A 16,362-nucleotide genomic window follows, 5' to 3' on the forward strand; every position below is an offset into this window, starting at 1 on the left:
TCTGCTGACTTCTGTCGCCCATCCCGTCATCTCGCGACGCCGGTAGCACATGGCAGGCTAAACAGATCTCCCAGGGTAATTCGCGCGACCTTCCTGCTTATGCCTGTCGGATCTACGTCACAGCGTTGCGTGCAAGTATTGGGCTTTGGCAATTTTGGCTACCTTACCCCGCTGCACCGCCTAATCCGCTTCCTGTTCGTCAGGCCAGCATTTTGCCTCGGGCTTCCTTCAGATTCGCAGTCACCCGCGACACCCTTGCCTCTGGCTAACACTTCCCCTTGCCGGGTGTGTAGAGGACTTTCACCTCCAAGTCACCAGCGTGGCCACCACAGCCAACCTGGTTGCGCTTCGCGCAACGCGCCATGCCTGGCGCACCAAAAGAAAAGGGAGACCCGTCGGCCTCCCTTTGAGAACTTCGTCCGTGCTCGACGCTTATGACGTCGGCTCACCTCACGCCGTCTTCTGGACAGTGTGTAGCTCGGGGGCCCGCACATCCCCTGTGGGGGTGGCGGCCGCCGCTGGCCTGATTGGGCGAGCGGCTGTGGACTGTTTGTCCGAGCAGTGATTCTGGTGATAAGAATAGGCCGGACACGCCGACAGAGGATTGCGAAGATTGCTCAATTAAACATCACTTGCGCAATTTTTAACCATGGATAGATAATCTGCCGCAATAGTTATGACAAAGGCCTGATTGATGAGCAAACTCGACCGATACGACTTGAGCATTTTGGCGGAATTGCAGCGTGACGCGCGCATCTCCAACCAGGAGCTGGCCGAACGCATCGGCCTGTCGCCTTCGCCTTGCTCGCGCCGGGTCAAGCAACTGGAAGACGACGGTTACATCACCCGCCAGGTGGCGCTGCTGGACCGCAAGATGCTCGGTTTGAGCCTCACGGCTTACGTGCTGATCGGCATGGACCGGCATACGCCCGAGCGTTTCGAGAATTTTGAAGCCGCGATTCGCACCTTGCCGCAGGTGCTGGAATGCAGTTTGGTCACGGGGATGGATGCGGACTATCAGCTTAAAGTCGTCGTGCCGGACATGGATCACTATCAGAAATTGCTGCTGGGGCATTTGACCCGGATTGAAGGGGTGACCAGCGTTCGTTCGAGTTTTGTGTTGAATCAGGTGTTGAATAGCACTGAGTTGCCGTTGACTCATTTGCGTAGCTGAGGACGCCTTCGCGGGCAAGTCGGATCGCCGCACCGCTCGCTCCTACAGGATTGTGGTAGCTCGTGATCCACACAAATCCGTAGGAGCGAGGCTTGCCCGCGAAGGGGCCAGCACAGGCGACGAATAGCTGCGACACACCGACGCAGGTCAATCCTCTACCACTCCCCCATGCCGTATACTCCAGCGCCTTTTAGCCCCGCCCGCGCTGGAGATATTCAATGGATCCTGCAGTATTCGAAGAGTGGATGATGACTGGACTGGTCAGCATCCTGATCATTTTCATGGGTTTCATCGTCTGGGATCTGGCGAAAAAATCCAAGGCCGGACGCTTTGGCTCGTTCATCCTGTTCTCCGTACTGGGTCTGGGCGTGGCCGCGTTCGTGATCAAAAGCGTGGTAATCGGCCTGATCGAATCCGGCGCGTTATAAGCGCGCCGGCACTTCCTTCCACTGGCCCTGATCGAGCCCTTCGATCGTCCAGTCGCCAATCCTGACCCGCACCAGCCGCAACGTCGGCAAGCCGACCGCCGCCGTCATGCGCCGCACCTGACGGTTGCGCCCCTCGCGAATCACCAGTTCCAGCCAACTGGTCGGCACGCTTTTGCGAAAGCGTACCGGCGGATTGCGTGGCCACAGCTCGGGCTCATCCAGTTGCCGCGCTTCGGCCGGCAAGGTCATGCCGTCGTTGAGTTCGACGCCCTCACGCAAACGCTGCAACTGCTCAGCGCTCGGCTCGCCCTCCACTTGCACCCAATAGGTCTTCGCCAGTTTGTGTTTCGGGTCGGCGATGCGCGCCTGAAGCTGGCCATCGTTGGTCAGTAGCAGCAAACCTTCGCTGTCGCGGTCCAGCCGTCCTGCCGGGTAAATCCCGGGAATCTCGATGAAATCCTTGAGCGTCGCCCGCCCTTCGCCGTCGCTGAATTGCGTCAGCACATCGAACGGTTTGTTGAACAGAATCAGCTTCGGCTCGGCCGGCGGCGCTTTGGCGACACGACGCGGGGCTAAAGGAGCTGGCTTCGCACCTGGATGGCGGGAAGGAGGACGCGGGGGACGGGACATGGGAAAAACAACATCTAACGGTCAGGGCTGCTAATGCTAGTGCCCCGACCGCCAAATGACCAACGATTACCGGAACGGCGGCTCGTCGAAGCTGCGCAGTTTGCGCGAGTGCAGCGAGTTGAGTTCGGTGCGCAACAGGTCCACCGCCTCGATACCGATCTTCAAGTGCTGGCTGACCGCGCGTTCATAGAAAGCGTTGGCCGAACCCGGCAGCTTGATTTCGCTGTGCAGCGGTTTGTCCGACACACAGAGCAACGTGCCGTACGGCACCCGCAAGCGATAGCCTTGGGCCGCGATGGTGCCGCTTTCCATGTCCACCGCCACGGCGCGGGACAAGTTGATCAGTGGACGTTCCTGAGCCCAGCGCAACTCCCAGTTGCGGTCGTCGTAGGTCAGTACGGTGCCGGTGCGCAGGCGTTTTTTCAGCTCGTCGCCCTTCTCACCGGTGATGTTGGCCGCCGCTTGTTGCAACGCCATCTGCACTTCGGCCAGGGCCGGAATCGGAATATTTGGCGGCACGACCCGATCGAGAATCCCGTCGCGACGCATGTAAGCGTGAGCCAACACGTAGTCGCCAATGGTCTGCGACTGACGCAAGCCGCCGCAGTGGCCGATCATCAGCCAGCAATGTGGACGCAGTACCGCCAAATGGTCGGTGATGTTCTTGGCGTTGGACGGGCCGACGCCGATATTCACCAGGGTCACGCCATGGCCGTCGGTGGCGATCAGGTGATAGGCCGGCATTTGATAGCGGTGCCAAACCACACCGGCCGCAATCGCCGAGGCTTCACCGTGGTCCATGCTCTTTTCGATGATCACGTTGCCCGGCAAGACCATGCGCACGAAACGCGGATCGCTGCGCAGCTGTTCCAGGCCATGGACGATGAACTGGTCGACGTAGCGGTGGTAGTTGGTCAGCAGAATCCACGGTTGCACATGGCGCCAGTCGCTGCCGGTGTAATGCACCAGGCGGCGCAGGGAAAAATCCACCCGCGCGGCGTCGAACAAGGCCAACGGCAGCGGATCGGTGTTTTCCCAATCATACAAACCGTCGGCGATGCCATCGGTCGCGGCCGACAGGTCGGTACTCGGGAACACCCGCGCCAGCGTCGCTGCGGTGACGCCGGAGCCGGCCAGTTCATCGCCCTGCTCAACCACGTACGGATAAGGAATGTTTTGCTGGCTGATACCGACTTCCACCGTCACGGTGAAGTCGTGCATCAACGGCACCAGCTGTTCCAGCAGGTACTTACGGAACGCCGCTGGATGGGTGACGGTGACGCTGTAGGTCCCCGGCAATTGAACCTTGGCATAGGCGCGCGTGGTCTGTGGGACTTCGCCCTGGCAAAGGTAGGTCAGACGCAGTTCGGGATAACGAAACATCGCACGCTGTTCGGCGTCCGGTTCGACACGATCCTTGAGGTAACGCTTGAGCGCCTGGTTCAGCGCGGTGGTTGCACGATTGTGCAAGAGCGCAAGCCGATCCACGGCTTGCTCGGCGGTTTGAACGACAATAAAAGCTTCGGTCACGATCAGCATCCTGTGTTCTGACTTGCAGAGCTTCATCTTGCCTGCATCATCGCTTCACGGGAACAGTCGCGTGTTGGCTGCACACCAATGGCGATGCACTGAGTGGGAGCGGGCTTGCTCGCGAAAGCGGCGTTTCAGTCGACATCTCTATCGACTGACACGGCCTATTCGCGAGCAAGCCCGCTCCCACAGGGGGTCTTTGTTGTTCACAGAAGCGGGGTCGACCGGGCGACAATCGCTTCCACCTCCAGCCCACGTGGCAACGCGCCATAGACCCGACCGGCGAAACCCAGGCGGCTGGCGATGAAGGCATCGCTTACCGCCGAGTTACCGGCCTCCAGCAATAGCCTGGCCTGAAGCCCCAACGCAATATCTTCGGTGAGCTGCCGCGCGCGGTATTGGATGTCGCTGGTGTCCTTGAACGCGGCCTGCAATTGGCTGATGTGCGCGGCCAGACGTTTATCGCCGTGACCATCGCCCAATTCGCTGAACAACACATCGAGCACACCCGGCTCCTTCGACAACGCCCGCAGCACATCCAGGCATTGCACGTTGCCGGAACCTTCCCACGTTGAGTTGACCGGCGCCTCACGGTACAGGCGCGGCAAGATGCTTTCTTCGACATACCCGGCGCCGCCCATGCACTCGGCGGCTTCGTTGATCATTGCCGGCGCGCGTTTGCAGATCCAGTACTTGCCCACCGCCGTCACCAGTCGGGCGAATTTGGCTTCATGGCTGTCATCCAGATGATCCAGCGCCTTGCCCATGCGCAGGCTCAAGGCCAGGGCCGCTTCGCTTTCCAGCGCCAGATCGGCCAGCACGTTCTGCATCAACGGATGTTCGCTGAGCAGCTTGCCACCGACGCTGCGGTGAGCGCAGTGATGGCTGGCCTGGGTCAGCGCCTGACGCATCAAGGCGCTTGAACCGACCATGCAATCGAAGCGAGTCATGGCGACCATCTCAATGATGGTCGGAACGCCGCGCCCTTCTTCGCCGACCATCCACGCCAGCGCACCGCGGAACTCCACCTCGCTGGAGGCATTGGAGCAATTGCCGAGTTTGTTCTTCAGGCGCTGGATGTAGAACTGATTGCGTGTGTCGTCCGGGCGATGGCGTGGCAGCAGGAAACAGGTCAAACCCTTGTCCGTCTGCGCCAACGTCAGGAAGGCATCGCACATCGGCGCGGAACAGAACCACTTGTGACCCACCAACTCATAGGCCTGGCCCGGGCCACTGGCGCCAACCGGATACGCCTTGGTGGTGTTGGCCCGCACGTCGGTGCCGCCCTGTTTCTCGGTCATCGCCATGCCGATGGTGACACCGGCCTTGTGGGCCATGCCGACATTGCGCGGGTCGTATTCAGTAGAAAGGATTTTCGGCAACCACTGCTCGGCCAGATCCGGTTGCAGGCGCATCGCCGGGACGCTGGCGAACGTCATGGTCAGCGGGCAACCACTGCCGGCTTCGGCCTGGCTGTGCAGGTAAGTCATGGACGCGCGAGCCACATGGGCACCGAGCTGCGGATGCGCCCAGGGCAACGAGGTCAGACCGTGCTCGACCGCCGTGCGCATCAACTCGTGATACGCCGGGTGAAATTCCACCAGGTCGATGCGATGGCCGTAACGGTCATGGCTGACGAACACCGGTTTGTTCTGATTGGCCAGGAACCCTGCTTCCATCAGCGGCCCGCCGGCCAATGCGCCATAGGCGTCGATCCGCGACTCGGCCCAACCGGCACCTAAACGCCGCGACCACTCCTGCAAGGGCAGGTCGATGCGGTATAGGTTGGTGCCGTCCAGCGACGGTGGCTGGTTGGTGACTTCGTGGGTTTCGGCGAACTGATGCAGGTTCATGACGGGGCTCCTTTGATCAGCCAAGGCATTCAGTTAAGCACCGCCTCCTGACCGAACAAAGTGTCATACCTGCCTAAATGTCGGCGCTTTCGCCTTGCCCTGAACACAGTACCCGCCGATAGAGCGCCGCTTGCAAATCCTCGAATTTCACCGGTTTGCTCAGGTAATCGATCAGGGTGCCGGTCGGGCAGCGCTCCCGATCGGCGCTCACGGCAACCACGAACACCGGCAACTCGGCACAACCCGGCAAGGCGCGGATCTGGCAGCACAGGGAGGTGCCATCCAGCGTCGGCATCTGACTGTCGAGCAAGACCGCATCGAAGGTTTCACGCTGCAAGAGATCGAGCGCGGCAGCACCGCTGTCAGTGGCGCGCACCCGGAAGCCGAGCTTGAGCAACATGCCACGCATTACCAGTTGATTGATGCTGTTGTCATCCACCAGCAGCACCGTGCAGTCCTGGGGCAATCGAAGACGCGCAAACTCGCGGGACATCAAGGGCACTGCCGGCCGCTCGACCACGGGCAGTTCAAACTCGACGTCCAACTGGAAACGGCTACCGCTGCCGGGTTCGGATCGATGGGTCAGACGCCCGCCGAGCAACTCGACCAGTTGCCGGCAAATCGCCAGACCAACCCCCAGACCACCGTATTCGCGGGTCATGGAACCGTCGAGCTGGAAGAAGCGCTGATACATCGTCGCCTCCCCCAGATCGGTGAAACCGATACCGGTGTCGATCACCGCAAACGACAACGATACCCGACCGTTTTCAACCGGTTTGCCCGTCACGCGCAGGGCCAGCCCGCCGACCCGGGTGAACTTGATGGCGTTGTCCAGCAGGCATTCCAGGCATTGCGCCAGCTTGGTGCTGTCGCCGTTCAAGCGATCCGGCAGGCCCGGCGTCACTTCGACTTTGAAGTCCAGCGACTTGCTTGAAGCATTGCCCTCGAACTGCGCGCGCATCGTTTCGACCACGCCACGCAAACTGAACGTTGTCGAACTGACTTTAAGCTTGCCGGCCTGCAATTCGGTCAGGGTCAGGATGCCGTTGACCATGCGCATCATGTCCCGCGCGGAACCGGCGGCGGTTTGCTGGTATTGCTCCAGTTCCGGGTTCATCTCGACGGTCTGCATCAATTCAAGTGAACCGATCACACCGTTCATGGGCGTGCGTAATTCGTGGGTCAAGGTGGCGAGGAATTCGTCCTTGAGCTTGTTACTGTGGGCCAGTTGCTGGTTCAGCACTTCGAGCTTTTGACCGGCATCGAACAGCGTCTGCGCCTGCTGCTCGCGCATGGCGTTGATGCGATCGGCCAGGGCCAGGGACAGCAACGCCACCTCGATGGCCGATCCGATCTGACTGGAATACATCGTCAGGAACACGTTCGGCAGGTAACCCAGCACCATCATGGTGTTGACGACGCCGCCGAGCAGGAATGCCGACCAGGCGATGATGAAATACCGCGCCACCCGCAAGCCACGCAACCAGGCGCACAGGCCTGCGATGAAAATGACCACGGTGAAGACCAGCGCCAAAGCTGTCGCCAGACGCAAGGCCAGGGCGTAGCTGGCCATCAATGACAAGCCGATTACCACCGCACTGAACGCAATTAACGCCAGCAGTAAACGGTCGAGCCAGCGACTGTGGCTGGCCGTCTGCAAGAAGCTGCGGGCGAACTGGCTGCCGAACAGTCCTGCGCAACCGATGAAAAACGGCGTCGCGGCGTTGGCCCACCATGGATTGTCGGGCCAGAAATATTCCACGGCGGCGCCGTTCACCGACAGTTGATACAGGCCGAATGAAGCGATGTAGAAAATGTAATAGAGATAGCTGGTGTCGCGCACGCTGAGGTAGATGAACAGGTTGTAGACCAGCATCCCCAACAACACGCCATAGATCAGCCCCAGCACATAAAGGCGGACCGGCTGTTCTTCGAGGTAAGCGGTGCTCGACCACAAGGTGACTGGCGCCTGGACTGACCCGTCGCTTTGCAGGCGCAGGTACACCGTTTGCGCCTGGTCAGGCATGAAACTCAGATCGAACAGGTAGTTGTTCTGGCGCAGTTCGCGGCTGGCGAATGGCAACGCATCGCCAGTTTGCCGAGCCAACCGAAAGTCGCCGCCAGCATCGGGCAAGTAGAGATCGAGGTGATCGAGGGGCGGATAGGCCAGTTCCAGCAGCCAGGTCCGTTGCGCCGCCGGGTTGCTCGGACGGTAATGCAGATCGATTTTCAGCCAGAACACCGAACGCGAATAACCGGCGTTGAGGGTGGCTTTATCGTGGGGTTTGAAGTTTCCGGCCGCGGCCTGCGCACGAACATCGGCGATGGTTGCTTGACCGCCCGCGTCTTCGTACACCTGCAGTGCTCGGCCCAACGGAAGGCTCTGGGTGAACTCATCGAACTCGACGGCACTCGCCATGAGGGGCAAGCACAACAGCAACATTAGCAAATAGCGCATTTAAGCCCCAGCGTGACCTGTCCGGTTATCTCAGGAAGCCCCTCATTCCTTTTGAGTAGACGTAAAACCGGTATTACCTGTTATTGGTTTGGATCCACTCTAGCATAGCCATTGATGGCCATTGAGCACTATTAAAATTTTTCCTGTAAAGGCTCTAGCACGGGCGTTACAGCTCCATGCGCTGAGATAGAGCTGTTTGACCGGTCAGCGCGTGACAATGGCCTGAGGGTGCACGCCTTTTCTCGTTTCACGGCTTATTGGTCGACACCCGAAAAAAGATGTTTGGTGGTAAGCTCGCGCACCATGAATATCTACAGCTCTCGCCCCGTTGTCCTCTGTCTCTCCGGCCACGACCCAAGTGGTGGTGCCGGCTTGCAGGCAGATATCGAAGCCCTGCTCGCTCAGGGTTGTCATGCGGCCCCGGCCATCACCGCCCTGACCGTGCAAGACACGGTCAACGTCACTGACTTTCGCGTGCTCGACCGCGAGTGGGTGCTGGCCCAGGCCAACGCCGTGCTCAACGACTCCGAAGTCGCTGCCGTGAAACTGGGCATGCTCGGTTCCCTGGAGATGGTCAACACCGTGGTCGAACTGCTGTCGGCGCACCCGCATTTGCCGGTGGTCTGCGATCCGGTGCTGCGCGCCGGTGGCGGCGGACGACTGGGCAAGGATGAAGTCGGCTACGCCATGCGCGAACGCCTGCTGCCCCTGTCCATCATCGCCACCCCCAACCTTCCCGAAGCCCGCATCCTCGCCGAACTGCCGGAAGGCACCGCGGACGAGTGCGCCGAAAAGCTCCTGCCGTTCGTCAAACACCTGCTGATCACGGGCGGCCATGGCGACGAACACGAAATCCACAATCGCCTGTACAGCCGCGACGGCCACCGCGAAACCTTTACCTGCCAACGCCTGCCCGGCAGTTATCACGGTTCCGGTTGCACCTTGGCCAGCGCCCTCGCCGGTCGCCTGGCTCAGGGTGAACATCTCGCCAGCGCCGTGCAGACCGCGCTTAACTACACTTGGCGTACCCTGCGTGACGCAGAGCAGCTGGGCAAAGGCCAGTTCGTGCCGCGTCGCCTGCCGCTGGATTTCTGTTCGTAACTTTCTATTCGCACTGCGGTGAGGCTTGTCCGATGAAACTACGTGGCCTGTACGCCATTACCGACAGCCAGTTGCTGGCCGGTAAATTTCTCTCGTACGTGGAGGCGGCGCTGGAGGGCGGCGTCACCCTGCTGCAATACCGCGACAAGAGCAGCGACGAGGCCCGACGTTTGCGAGAAGCCGAAGCCCTGCGCGATCTGTGCGACCGCTACAAGACTCAGCTGATCATCAATGACGACGCCGAACTGGCCGCTCGCTTGAACGTTGGCGTACACCTGGGCCAGACCGATGGCCCGCTGACCCCGGCCCGCGCATTGCTCGGTCGTCAGGCGATCATTGGTTCAACCTGCCACGCGCAACTCGAACTCGCCGAACAAGCGGCCAAGGAAGGCGCGAGTTATGTCGCCTTCGGACGCTTCTTCAATTCCAATACCAAACCCGGCGCCCCGACGTGCAGTCTTGAACTGCTCGACCAGGCCCGCAGCAAACTGCACCTGCCAATCTGCGCGATTGGCGGCATCACCCTGGACAACGCCCCGCCGCTGGTGGCCCACGGGGTCGACTTGCTGGCGGTGGTTCATGGTCTGTTTGGCGCCGACAGCACGGCTGAAGTGACCCGCCGCGCCCGCGCCTTTAATGAATTACTGAAAATCTGATTTGAGAGCCCGATCATGTCTCGTTCCGAAACCCTGTTTGCCAATGCCCAGAAACACATTCCCGGTGGCGTGAACTCGCCTGTTCGCGCATTCAAAAGCGTGGGCGGCACACCGCTGTTCTTCAAACACGCGGAAGGCGCCTACGTCACCGACGAAGACGACAAGCGTTACGTTGACTACGTCGGTTCCTGGGGCCCGATGATTCTCGGCCACAGCCACCCGGACGTGCTGGACGCGGTGCGTAAACAGCTGGAACACGGTTTGTCCTACGGCGCCCCGACCGCGATGGAAACCGAGATGGCCGATCTGGTCTGCTCGATCGTACCGTCGATGGAAATGGTGCGCATGGTCAGCTCCGGCACCGAAGCGACCATGAGCGCGATCCGCCTGGCCCGTGGTTTCACCGGCCGCGACAGCATCATCAAGTTCGAAGGCTGCTACCACGGTCACTCCGACAGCCTGCTGGTCAAGGCCGGTTCCGGCGCCCTGACCCAAGGCGTGCCGAGCTCGGCCGGTGTGCCGGCGGCCTTCGCCAAACACACCCTGACCCTGCCGTTCAACGACATCGATGCCGTGGAAACCCTGCTCGCCAAAGTCGGCCCGGAAGTGGCGTGCATCATCGTCGAGCCGGTTGCTGGAAACATGAACTGCGTGCCGCCGGCGCCAGGTTTCCTCGAAGGCCTGCGGACCCTGTGCGACAAGCACGGCGTGGTGCTGATTTTCGACGAAGTGATGACCGGTTTCCGTGTCGCCCTCGGCGGCGCACAAGCGCACTTCGGCGTGACGCCGGACCTGAGCACTTTCGGCAAGATCATCGGTGGTGGCATGCCGGTCGGTTGCTTCGGCGGCAAGCGCGAAATCATGTCGCACATCGCGCCACTGGGTCCGGTCTATCAGGCTGGCACTCTGTCGGGTAACCCGCTGGCAATGGCGGCGGGCCTGACGACGTTGCGTCTGATCAGCCGTCCTGGCTTCCACGACGAACTGAGCGACTACACCAGCCGCCTGCTCGATGGTCTGCAACAGCGCGCCGATGCCGCGGGCATTCCGTTCGTGACCACTCAGGCTGGCGGTATGTTTGGTCTGTACTTCAGCGGGGCCGACGACATCGTCACCTTTGATGACGTGATGGCCAGCGACGCCGCACTGTTCGGTCGTTTCTTCCACTTGATGCTCGAAGGCGGCGTGTACCTGGCGCCGAGCGCTTTCGAAGCCGGTTTCACTTCGATTGCTCATGGCGACACCGAGCTGAAACTGACGCTGGATGCCGCCGAGCGTGCATTCGCTGCATTGAAATAACGTTGTGCCGCTGACGTTGGCGACTGCCAGCGTCAGCTTTCACCTGGATTTACACCCTTATTCCTGTGCTTCTGCTAATAATCCCCCGCAAATGGGGCGATATATTCCCCGCGCAGCAGAAAAACGAGTAAAGACTTTGTAAGGTTGGCCCTGCTTATTTCATAATGCGCGCTTATTGGATCCCCTCGATGGGTCCGCGCGCCCTTCAGAGGTAAGTCGATTCCCATGAACCGCACCGGCCGCGCCCTTGCACTGGGCTGCCTGTTGCTCCTTCAGCCCCTGCTCGCGCTCGCACAAGCAGGCGGCAACTCGTTGTTAATCCCAGCGATGGGTCGCTGCACCCTCAATACTCAGCCGCAAGACCTGACGCAAGCGCTCGCCGCCTGCCAGAAAGCGTCGGATGAAGGGGATGCGCAAGCGCAATACGAGTTGGGTGAGTTTTACTACGACGGCAAAAGCACGCCGCGCGACCTCAATAAAGCCTTGGGCTATTTCGAAAAGGCCTCGCTGCAAGGCCACGCCCAGGCGCAATTCAAACTCGGCACCATGTTCTTCCACGGCGAAGGCGTGCCGGCCAATAACGTTCAGGCGTACATCGTGCTGAAAATGGCCGCGGTCAACGGCGCTGAAGATGCGCTGGATACCGCCGACGAAGTGGCCGAGAAGATGCCTCGCGAAGATCTAGAGGTGGCGACTCAGGTGCTCGGGCAAATCTTTCGCAAATACCTGATGGAATTGCAAAGCGCCGATGGGCGTACACCGTTTTCGCCACTTCCCTGATTTCTGTGCCGATCTTTTTGGCCCCTTCGCGGGCAAGCCTCGCTCCTACAAGGGCAGCGGCAGTCCTGTAGGAGCGAGGCTTGCCCGCGAAGGGTGCGAATCGGTCTCACTTCTCAGGCATCGGCATCGGAAACGGCATGACATTGCCGACCGCGCCGCGGGCTTCGCTGATTTTCGGCGTGCCCAGGCGTTCCACTTCGTCGATGCGCACAATCGAATGCATCGGCACGAAACTGCGCACCACGCCCTCGAACTGAGCTTTCAACTTCTCTTCGCTCGGGTCGACGACCACTTGCGTGCGCTCGCCAAAGACGAACTCTTCCACTTCCAGGAAGCCCCACAGATCACTTTGATAGATCTGCTTGGCATACATTTCGTACACCTGGCCCTGGTTGAGAAAAATCACCTTGTAGATTGGGGCTTCACGTTTGGTCATGGTGGGCGGGCAACACATCGGGGATAAAAATGAGGGCGCGAACTATAGCATAGCCGCCAGACGCACAGCGGTAGGAACCTGGGGACATGTTCCCTATAATGCGCGGTTCTTTGAATCACGTGATGACTGTATCCATGGCCAAGAAGCTTTACATCGAAACCCACGGTTGCCAGATGAACGAGTACGACAGCTCGCGCATGGTCGATCTGCTGGGTGAACATCAGGCCCTGGAAGTTACCGCTCGCGCTGAAGACGCCGACGTGATCCTGCTCAATACCTGCTCCATTCGTGAACGCGCCCAGGACCGGGTGTACTCCCAACTCGGCCGCTGGCGCGAACTGAAACTGGCCAACCCCGACATGGTCATCGCCGTCGGCGGTTGCGTGGCCAGCCAGGAAGGGGCGGCCATCCGCGACCGCGCTCCGTACGTGGACGTGGTCTTCGGCCCGCAGACTCTCCACCGCTTGCCGGAAATGATTGATGCCGCGCGCGCCACCAAGCTGCCGCAAGTCGATGTCTCGTTCCCGGAAATCGAAAAATTCGACCATTTGCCCGAGCCGCGCATCGACGGCCCGAGCGCGTATGTGTCGGTCATGGAAGGCTGCAGCAAGTACTGCACGTTCTGCGTGGTGCCTTATACCCGCGGCGAGGAAGTCAGCCGGCCCTTTGATGACGTGATTGCCGAGATCATTCACCTGGCCGAAAACGGCGTGCGGGAGGTGACGCTGCTGGGCCAGAACGTTAACGGTTATCGCGGGAAGACTCACGACGGACGCCTGGCGGATCTCGCCGAGCTGATCCGCGTCGTGGCCGCTGTCGATGGCATCGACCGGATTCGCTACACCACCTCGCACCCGCTGGAATTCTCCGACAGCCTGATCCAGGCCCACGCCGATGTCCCGGAACTGGTGAAACACCTGCACTTGCCGGTGCAATCGGGTTCGGACCGCATCCTCTCGGCGATGAAGCGCAACCACACCGCGCTGGAATACAAATCCAAACTGCGCAAACTGCGCGCCGCCGTGCCGGGGATCTGCATCAGCTCGGACTTCATCGTCGGCTTCCCGGGCGAGACCGAAAAAGACTTCGAACAGACCATGAAGCTGATCGAAGACGTCGGTTTCGACTTCTCCTACTCGTTCGTCTATAGCCAACGCCCGGGCACCCCGGCTGCGGACCTGGCCGACGACACGCCCGAAGAACTGAAAAAAGAACGCCTGAACGCGCTGCAACATCGCCTGAACCAGCAAGGCTTCGAGATTAGCCGACAAATGGTCGGTTCGATCCAGCGGATCCTGGTGACCGATTACTCGAAAAAAGACCCTGGTGAGCTGCAAGGCCGGACCGAGAATAATCGTATCGTCAACTTCCGCTGCGACACTCCGACGTTGATTGGCCAGTTCGCCGACGTGCACATCGACGCCGCCCAGCCGCATTCGCTGCGGGGCTCGCTGGTCCAGTAACTGCCCTGAACCTGTAGGAGCGATGCTTGCTCGCGAAGACGGACTGACATTCACCGCATGAGTCGTCTGACATACCGCCTTCGCGAGCAAGCTTCGCTCCTACAGGGATCGTGTTTGGCCTTGGGTTATTTAAGAGCTTTCGCACCCAGCCCACTGGCGTTATCCTTGATTTCATCTTAATTGCCCCAGGGCGGCTAAATACGACCTTGAACGCACCCATAGAACCACATCGTTTTATCCTTGAGCCCTTTGAGGCCCGTCGCTTCGCCAATCTGTGCGGGATGTTCGACGAGCACCTGCGCCTGATCGAGCAACGCCTGACCATCGAGATCCGCAACCGCGGAAACCAGTTCGAGCTGATCGGCGACCCCAAACACACCACCTCCGCGGAAAACCTCCTGCGCCGTCTGTACCGGGAAACCAAGGGTACCGAGCTGTCGCCGGACATGGTTCACCTGTTCCTGCAGGAATCGGCCGTCGAAGAGCTGGACAATGTCTCCCCCGCCGAACCCTCCGTCGCCCTGCGCACCAAAAAAGGCATGATTCGTCCTCGCGGCTTGAATCAGCTGCGCTACGTGAAGGAAATACTCGGTAACGACATCAATTTTGGCATCGGCCCGGCCGGTACCGGCAAGACCTATCTGGCCGTTGCCTGCGCGGTAGACGCGCTGGAACGCGAGCAGATTCGTCGCATCCTGCTGGTGCGTCCGGCGGTTGAAGCGGGCGAAAAGCTCGGCTTCCTGCCCGGCGACCTGTCGCAGAAGATCGACCCGTACCTGCGCCCGCTCTACGACGCACTCTACGAAATGCTCGGCTTCGAACACGTTGCCAAACTGATCGAGCGTCAGGTGATCGAAGTGGCGCCACTGGCCTACATGCGCGGTCGCACGCTGAACAACAGCTTCATCATCCTCGACGAAAGCCAGAACACCACCGTCGAACAGATGAAGATGTTCCTGACCCGGATCGGCTTCGGCTCCACGGCCGTCATCACCGGGGACATCACCCAGGTCGACCTGCCGAAAGGCACCAAGTCCGGGCTGCACCATGTGATTGAAGTGCTCAAGGACGTACCGGGTATCAGCTTCACCCATTTCGAGTCCAAGGACGTTGTGCGCCATCCACTGGTGCAACGCATTGTCGAAGCCTACGAGCGCTTCGAGAATCGCGTGGCAGACGAAACGCCAAAGGACAGTCGCCGCGATGCTTGAGCTTGATCTGCAACTGGCTACCCAAGCGCCTGCCCCCAGCGAAGCCGAATTCCGCCAATGGTGTGAACTGGCCCTGCGCCAGCGCACCGCCGACTCTGAAATGACCATCCGCTTGGTCGATGAAGAAGAGGCCCGCGAACTGAACCACACCTGGCGGCAGAAGGATTACGCCACCAACGTCCTGTCGTTTCCTGCCGATGTGCCTGACGAGTTTCTCGACATCCCGCTGCTGGGCGATCTGGTGATCTGCGTGGCAGTGGTCGAGCGCGAAGCCGCCGAGCAAGGCAAGGAACTAAAGACCCATTGGGCGCATCTGGTGATTCACGGCTGCTTGCATCTGCTGGGTTACGACCATATAGATGACGACGAAGCCGAAGAAATGGAAGCACTGGAGCGAACGTTGCTTGCCGAGTTGGGCTATCCCGACCCTTATGCGGACGACGAAACAGACACAACCCCTATCGTTACAACAAAGGATTCAGAGTAATCGCTATGAGCGAAGATCGATCGAGCAACGGGCAAAAGTCTTGGCTGGGTAAGCTCACCCAGGCTTTTGCCCACGAGCCGAAGAACCGCCAGGAGCTGCTGGAGCTGCTGCGCGATGCACATCAGAACAAGTTGCTGGACAGCGAAGCGCTGGCCATCGTCGAAGGCGCCATCCAGGTTGCAGACCTGCAAGTACGGGACATCATGGTCCCGCGCTCGCAGATGATCAGCATCAAGGCTACCCAGACACCCCGTGAGTTCCTGCCGGCCGTGGTCGACTCGGCCCACTCCCGCTACCCGGTGATCGGCGAAAGCCATGATGACGTGATGGGCGTGTTGTTGGCCAAGGACTTGCTGCCGTTGATCCTCAAGGAAAACGGCGACAGCTTCAATATCAAGGATCTGCTGCGCCCGGCCACCTTCGTGCCCGAGTCCAAGCGCCTGAATGTGCTGCTGCGTGAATTCCGCGCCAACCACAACCACATGGCCATTGTTATTGACGAATACGGCGGCGTGGCAGGCCTGGTGACCATCGAAGACGTGCTGGAACAAATCGTCGGCGACATTGAAGACGAGCACGACGTCGAAGAAGACAGCTACATCAAGCCTCTTCCAAGCGGCGACTTCCTGATCAAGGCCCTGACGCCGATCGAGAACTTCAACGAGTTCTTCGACAGCGAATTCTCCAACGACGAATTCGACACCGTTGGCGGCCTGGTGATGAGCGCGTTCGGGCACCTGCCAAAACGCAATGAAATCACTGAAATCGGCGCCTATCGCTTCCGCATCCTCAATGCCGATAGCCGTCGTATTCACTTGCTGCGTCTGTCACCCATTGCCCGATAAATCCAAGGATT

General features: G+C 60.1%; 15 protein-coding genes. 10 read left to right on the forward strand and 5 right to left on the reverse strand.

Annotation, left to right across the window (positions count from 1 at the left end):
* Nucleotides 1-694 precede the first annotated feature (694 nt).
* On the forward strand, nt 695-1,174 hold the full coding sequence (locus EYC95_RS27180) for an Lrp/AsnC family transcriptional regulator (RefSeq protein ID WP_007894448.1): 480 nt from the start codon (nt 695-697) through the stop codon (nt 1,172-1,174).
* A gap of 218 nt (nt 1,175-1,392) precedes the next feature.
* Complete coding sequence (locus tag EYC95_RS27185) at nt 1,393-1,602, forward strand: DUF2788 domain-containing protein (protein WP_131063070.1); 210 nt, start codon at nt 1,393-1,395, stop codon at nt 1,600-1,602.
* On the opposite strand, the gene EYC95_RS27190 is transcribed toward EYC95_RS27185, so the two are convergent.
* The 4 genes from EYC95_RS27190 to EYC95_RS27210 all read right to left on the reverse strand — a co-directional run bounded on the left by EYC95_RS27190 (nt 1,597) and on the right by EYC95_RS27210 (nt 8,073).
* Complete coding sequence (locus EYC95_RS27190; protein ID WP_131063071.1) at nt 1,597-2,232, reverse strand: pseudouridine synthase; 636 nt, start codon at nt 2,230-2,232, stop codon at nt 1,597-1,599. The two genes, EYC95_RS27185 and EYC95_RS27190, sit on opposite strands and share 6 nt — an antisense overlap.
* A 66-nt stretch (nt 2,233-2,298) precedes the next feature.
* Entirely contained in the window at nt 2,299-3,798 is a 1,500-nt protein-coding gene (gene amn / locus EYC95_RS27195; protein ID WP_178083855.1) for an AMP nucleosidase, read from the reverse strand.
* Between the two features lie 170 nt (nt 3,799-3,968).
* Entirely contained in the window at nt 3,969-5,615 is a 1,647-nt protein-coding gene (locus tag EYC95_RS27205) for an acyl-CoA dehydrogenase family protein (protein ID WP_131063072.1), read from the reverse strand.
* Between the two features lie 73 nt (nt 5,616-5,688).
* Nucleotides 5,689-8,073: a hybrid sensor histidine kinase/response regulator gene (locus tag EYC95_RS27210; RefSeq protein WP_131063073.1), complete on the reverse strand. Its 2,385-nt coding sequence runs from the start codon at nt 8,071-8,073 to the stop codon at nt 5,689-5,691.
* Nucleotides 8,074-8,376: 303 nt separating this feature from the next.
* Here EYC95_RS27210 and EYC95_RS27215 point away from each other — a divergent pair, with 303 nt between their 5' ends.
* The 4 genes from EYC95_RS27215 (at nt 8,377) to EYC95_RS27235 (ending at nt 11,909) form a co-directional block, all read left to right on the forward strand.
* A complete protein-coding gene (locus tag EYC95_RS27215) occupies nt 8,377-9,174 on the forward strand; it encodes a hydroxymethylpyrimidine/phosphomethylpyrimidine kinase (protein WP_131063074.1) in 798 nt (265 codons plus the stop codon).
* Between the two features lie 32 nt (nt 9,175-9,206).
* Nucleotides 9,207-9,830 carry a thiamine phosphate synthase gene (gene thiE, locus EYC95_RS27220; protein ID WP_131063075.1) on the forward strand — a complete coding sequence of 208 codons (624 nt, stop codon included), beginning with the start codon at nt 9,207-9,209 and terminating at the stop codon, nt 9,828-9,830.
* Between the two features lie 15 nt (nt 9,831-9,845).
* Entirely contained in the window at nt 9,846-11,129 is a 1,284-nt protein-coding gene (gene hemL / locus EYC95_RS27225; protein ID WP_131063076.1) for a glutamate-1-semialdehyde 2,1-aminomutase, read from the forward strand.
* 225 nt (nt 11,130-11,354) lie between these two features.
* Entirely contained in the window at nt 11,355-11,909 is a 555-nt protein-coding gene (locus EYC95_RS27235; RefSeq protein WP_131063078.1) for a tetratricopeptide repeat protein, read from the forward strand.
* A gap of 106 nt (nt 11,910-12,015) precedes the next feature.
* Here EYC95_RS27235 and EYC95_RS27240 read toward each other — a convergent pair whose 3' ends face one another.
* Nucleotides 12,016-12,345, reverse strand: a complete 330-nt coding sequence (locus EYC95_RS27240; RefSeq protein ID WP_007894425.1) for a DUF1820 family protein — start codon at nt 12,343-12,345, stop codon at nt 12,016-12,018.
* Between the two features lie 134 nt (nt 12,346-12,479).
* Between EYC95_RS27240 and miaB the strand changes: the two genes are divergently transcribed.
* From miaB to EYC95_RS27260, 4 genes are all read left to right on the forward strand, one after another.
* Nucleotides 12,480-13,808, forward strand: a complete 1,329-nt coding sequence (miaB, locus tag EYC95_RS27245; RefSeq protein WP_165557515.1) for a tRNA (N6-isopentenyl adenosine(37)-C2)-methylthiotransferase MiaB — start codon at nt 12,480-12,482, stop codon at nt 13,806-13,808.
* A 206-nt stretch (nt 13,809-14,014) separates the two neighbouring features.
* Nucleotides 14,015-15,019, forward strand: a complete 1,005-nt coding sequence (locus tag EYC95_RS27250; RefSeq protein WP_131063080.1) for a PhoH family protein — start codon at nt 14,015-14,017, stop codon at nt 15,017-15,019.
* Complete coding sequence (ybeY, locus tag EYC95_RS27255; RefSeq protein WP_131063081.1) at nt 15,012-15,506, forward strand: rRNA maturation RNase YbeY; 495 nt, start codon at nt 15,012-15,014, stop codon at nt 15,504-15,506. The genes EYC95_RS27250 and ybeY overlap by 8 nt, the downstream gene beginning before the upstream one ends.
* Nucleotides 15,507-15,511: 5 nt before the next feature.
* A complete protein-coding gene (locus tag EYC95_RS27260; RefSeq protein ID WP_131063082.1) occupies nt 15,512-16,351 on the forward strand; it encodes an HlyC/CorC family transporter in 840 nt (279 codons plus the stop codon).
* Nucleotides 16,352-16,362 lie beyond the last annotated feature (11 nt).

Source organism: Pseudomonas sp. BGI-2 (genome assembly GCF_004310295.1).
Lineage (GTDB): Bacteria > Pseudomonadota > Gammaproteobacteria > Pseudomonadales > Pseudomonadaceae > Aquipseudomonas.

What these genes read in the sequence shown, in the direction of transcription:
- EYC95_RS27180 (WP_007894448.1), top strand. Translation starts at nt 695, where the DNA reads ATGAGCAAACTCGACCGATACGACTTGAGCATTTTGGCGGAATTGCAG.
- EYC95_RS27185 (WP_131063070.1), top strand. Translation starts at nt 1,393, where the DNA reads ATGGATCCTGCAGTATTCGAAGAGTGGATGATGACTGGACTGGTCAGC.
- EYC95_RS27190 (WP_131063071.1), bottom strand. Translation starts at nt 2,232, where the DNA reads ATGTCCCGTCCCCCGCGTCCTCCTTCCCGCCATCCAGGTGCGAAGCCA.
- amn (WP_178083855.1), bottom strand. Translation starts at nt 3,798, where the DNA reads ATGAAGCTCTGCAAGTCAGAACACAGGATGCTGATCGTGACCGAAGCT.
- EYC95_RS27205 (WP_131063072.1), bottom strand. Translation starts at nt 5,615, where the DNA reads ATGAACCTGCATCAGTTCGCCGAAACCCACGAAGTCACCAACCAGCCA.
- EYC95_RS27210 (WP_131063073.1), bottom strand. Translation starts at nt 8,073, where the DNA reads ATGCGCTATTTGCTAATGTTGCTGTTGTGCTTGCCCCTCATGGCGAGT.
- EYC95_RS27215 (WP_131063074.1), top strand. Translation starts at nt 8,377, where the DNA reads ATGAATATCTACAGCTCTCGCCCCGTTGTCCTCTGTCTCTCCGGCCAC.
- thiE (WP_131063075.1), top strand. Translation starts at nt 9,207, where the DNA reads ATGAAACTACGTGGCCTGTACGCCATTACCGACAGCCAGTTGCTGGCC.
- hemL (WP_131063076.1), top strand. Translation starts at nt 9,846, where the DNA reads ATGTCTCGTTCCGAAACCCTGTTTGCCAATGCCCAGAAACACATTCCC.
- EYC95_RS27235 (WP_131063078.1), top strand. Translation starts at nt 11,355, where the DNA reads ATGAACCGCACCGGCCGCGCCCTTGCACTGGGCTGCCTGTTGCTCCTT.
- EYC95_RS27240 (WP_007894425.1), bottom strand. Translation starts at nt 12,345, where the DNA reads ATGACCAAACGTGAAGCCCCAATCTACAAGGTGATTTTTCTCAACCAG.
- miaB (WP_165557515.1), top strand. Translation starts at nt 12,480, where the DNA reads ATGGCCAAGAAGCTTTACATCGAAACCCACGGTTGCCAGATGAACGAG.
- ybeY (WP_131063081.1), top strand. Translation starts at nt 15,012, where the DNA reads ATGCTTGAGCTTGATCTGCAACTGGCTACCCAAGCGCCTGCCCCCAGC.
- EYC95_RS27260 (WP_131063082.1), top strand. Translation starts at nt 15,512, where the DNA reads ATGAGCGAAGATCGATCGAGCAACGGGCAAAAGTCTTGGCTGGGTAAG.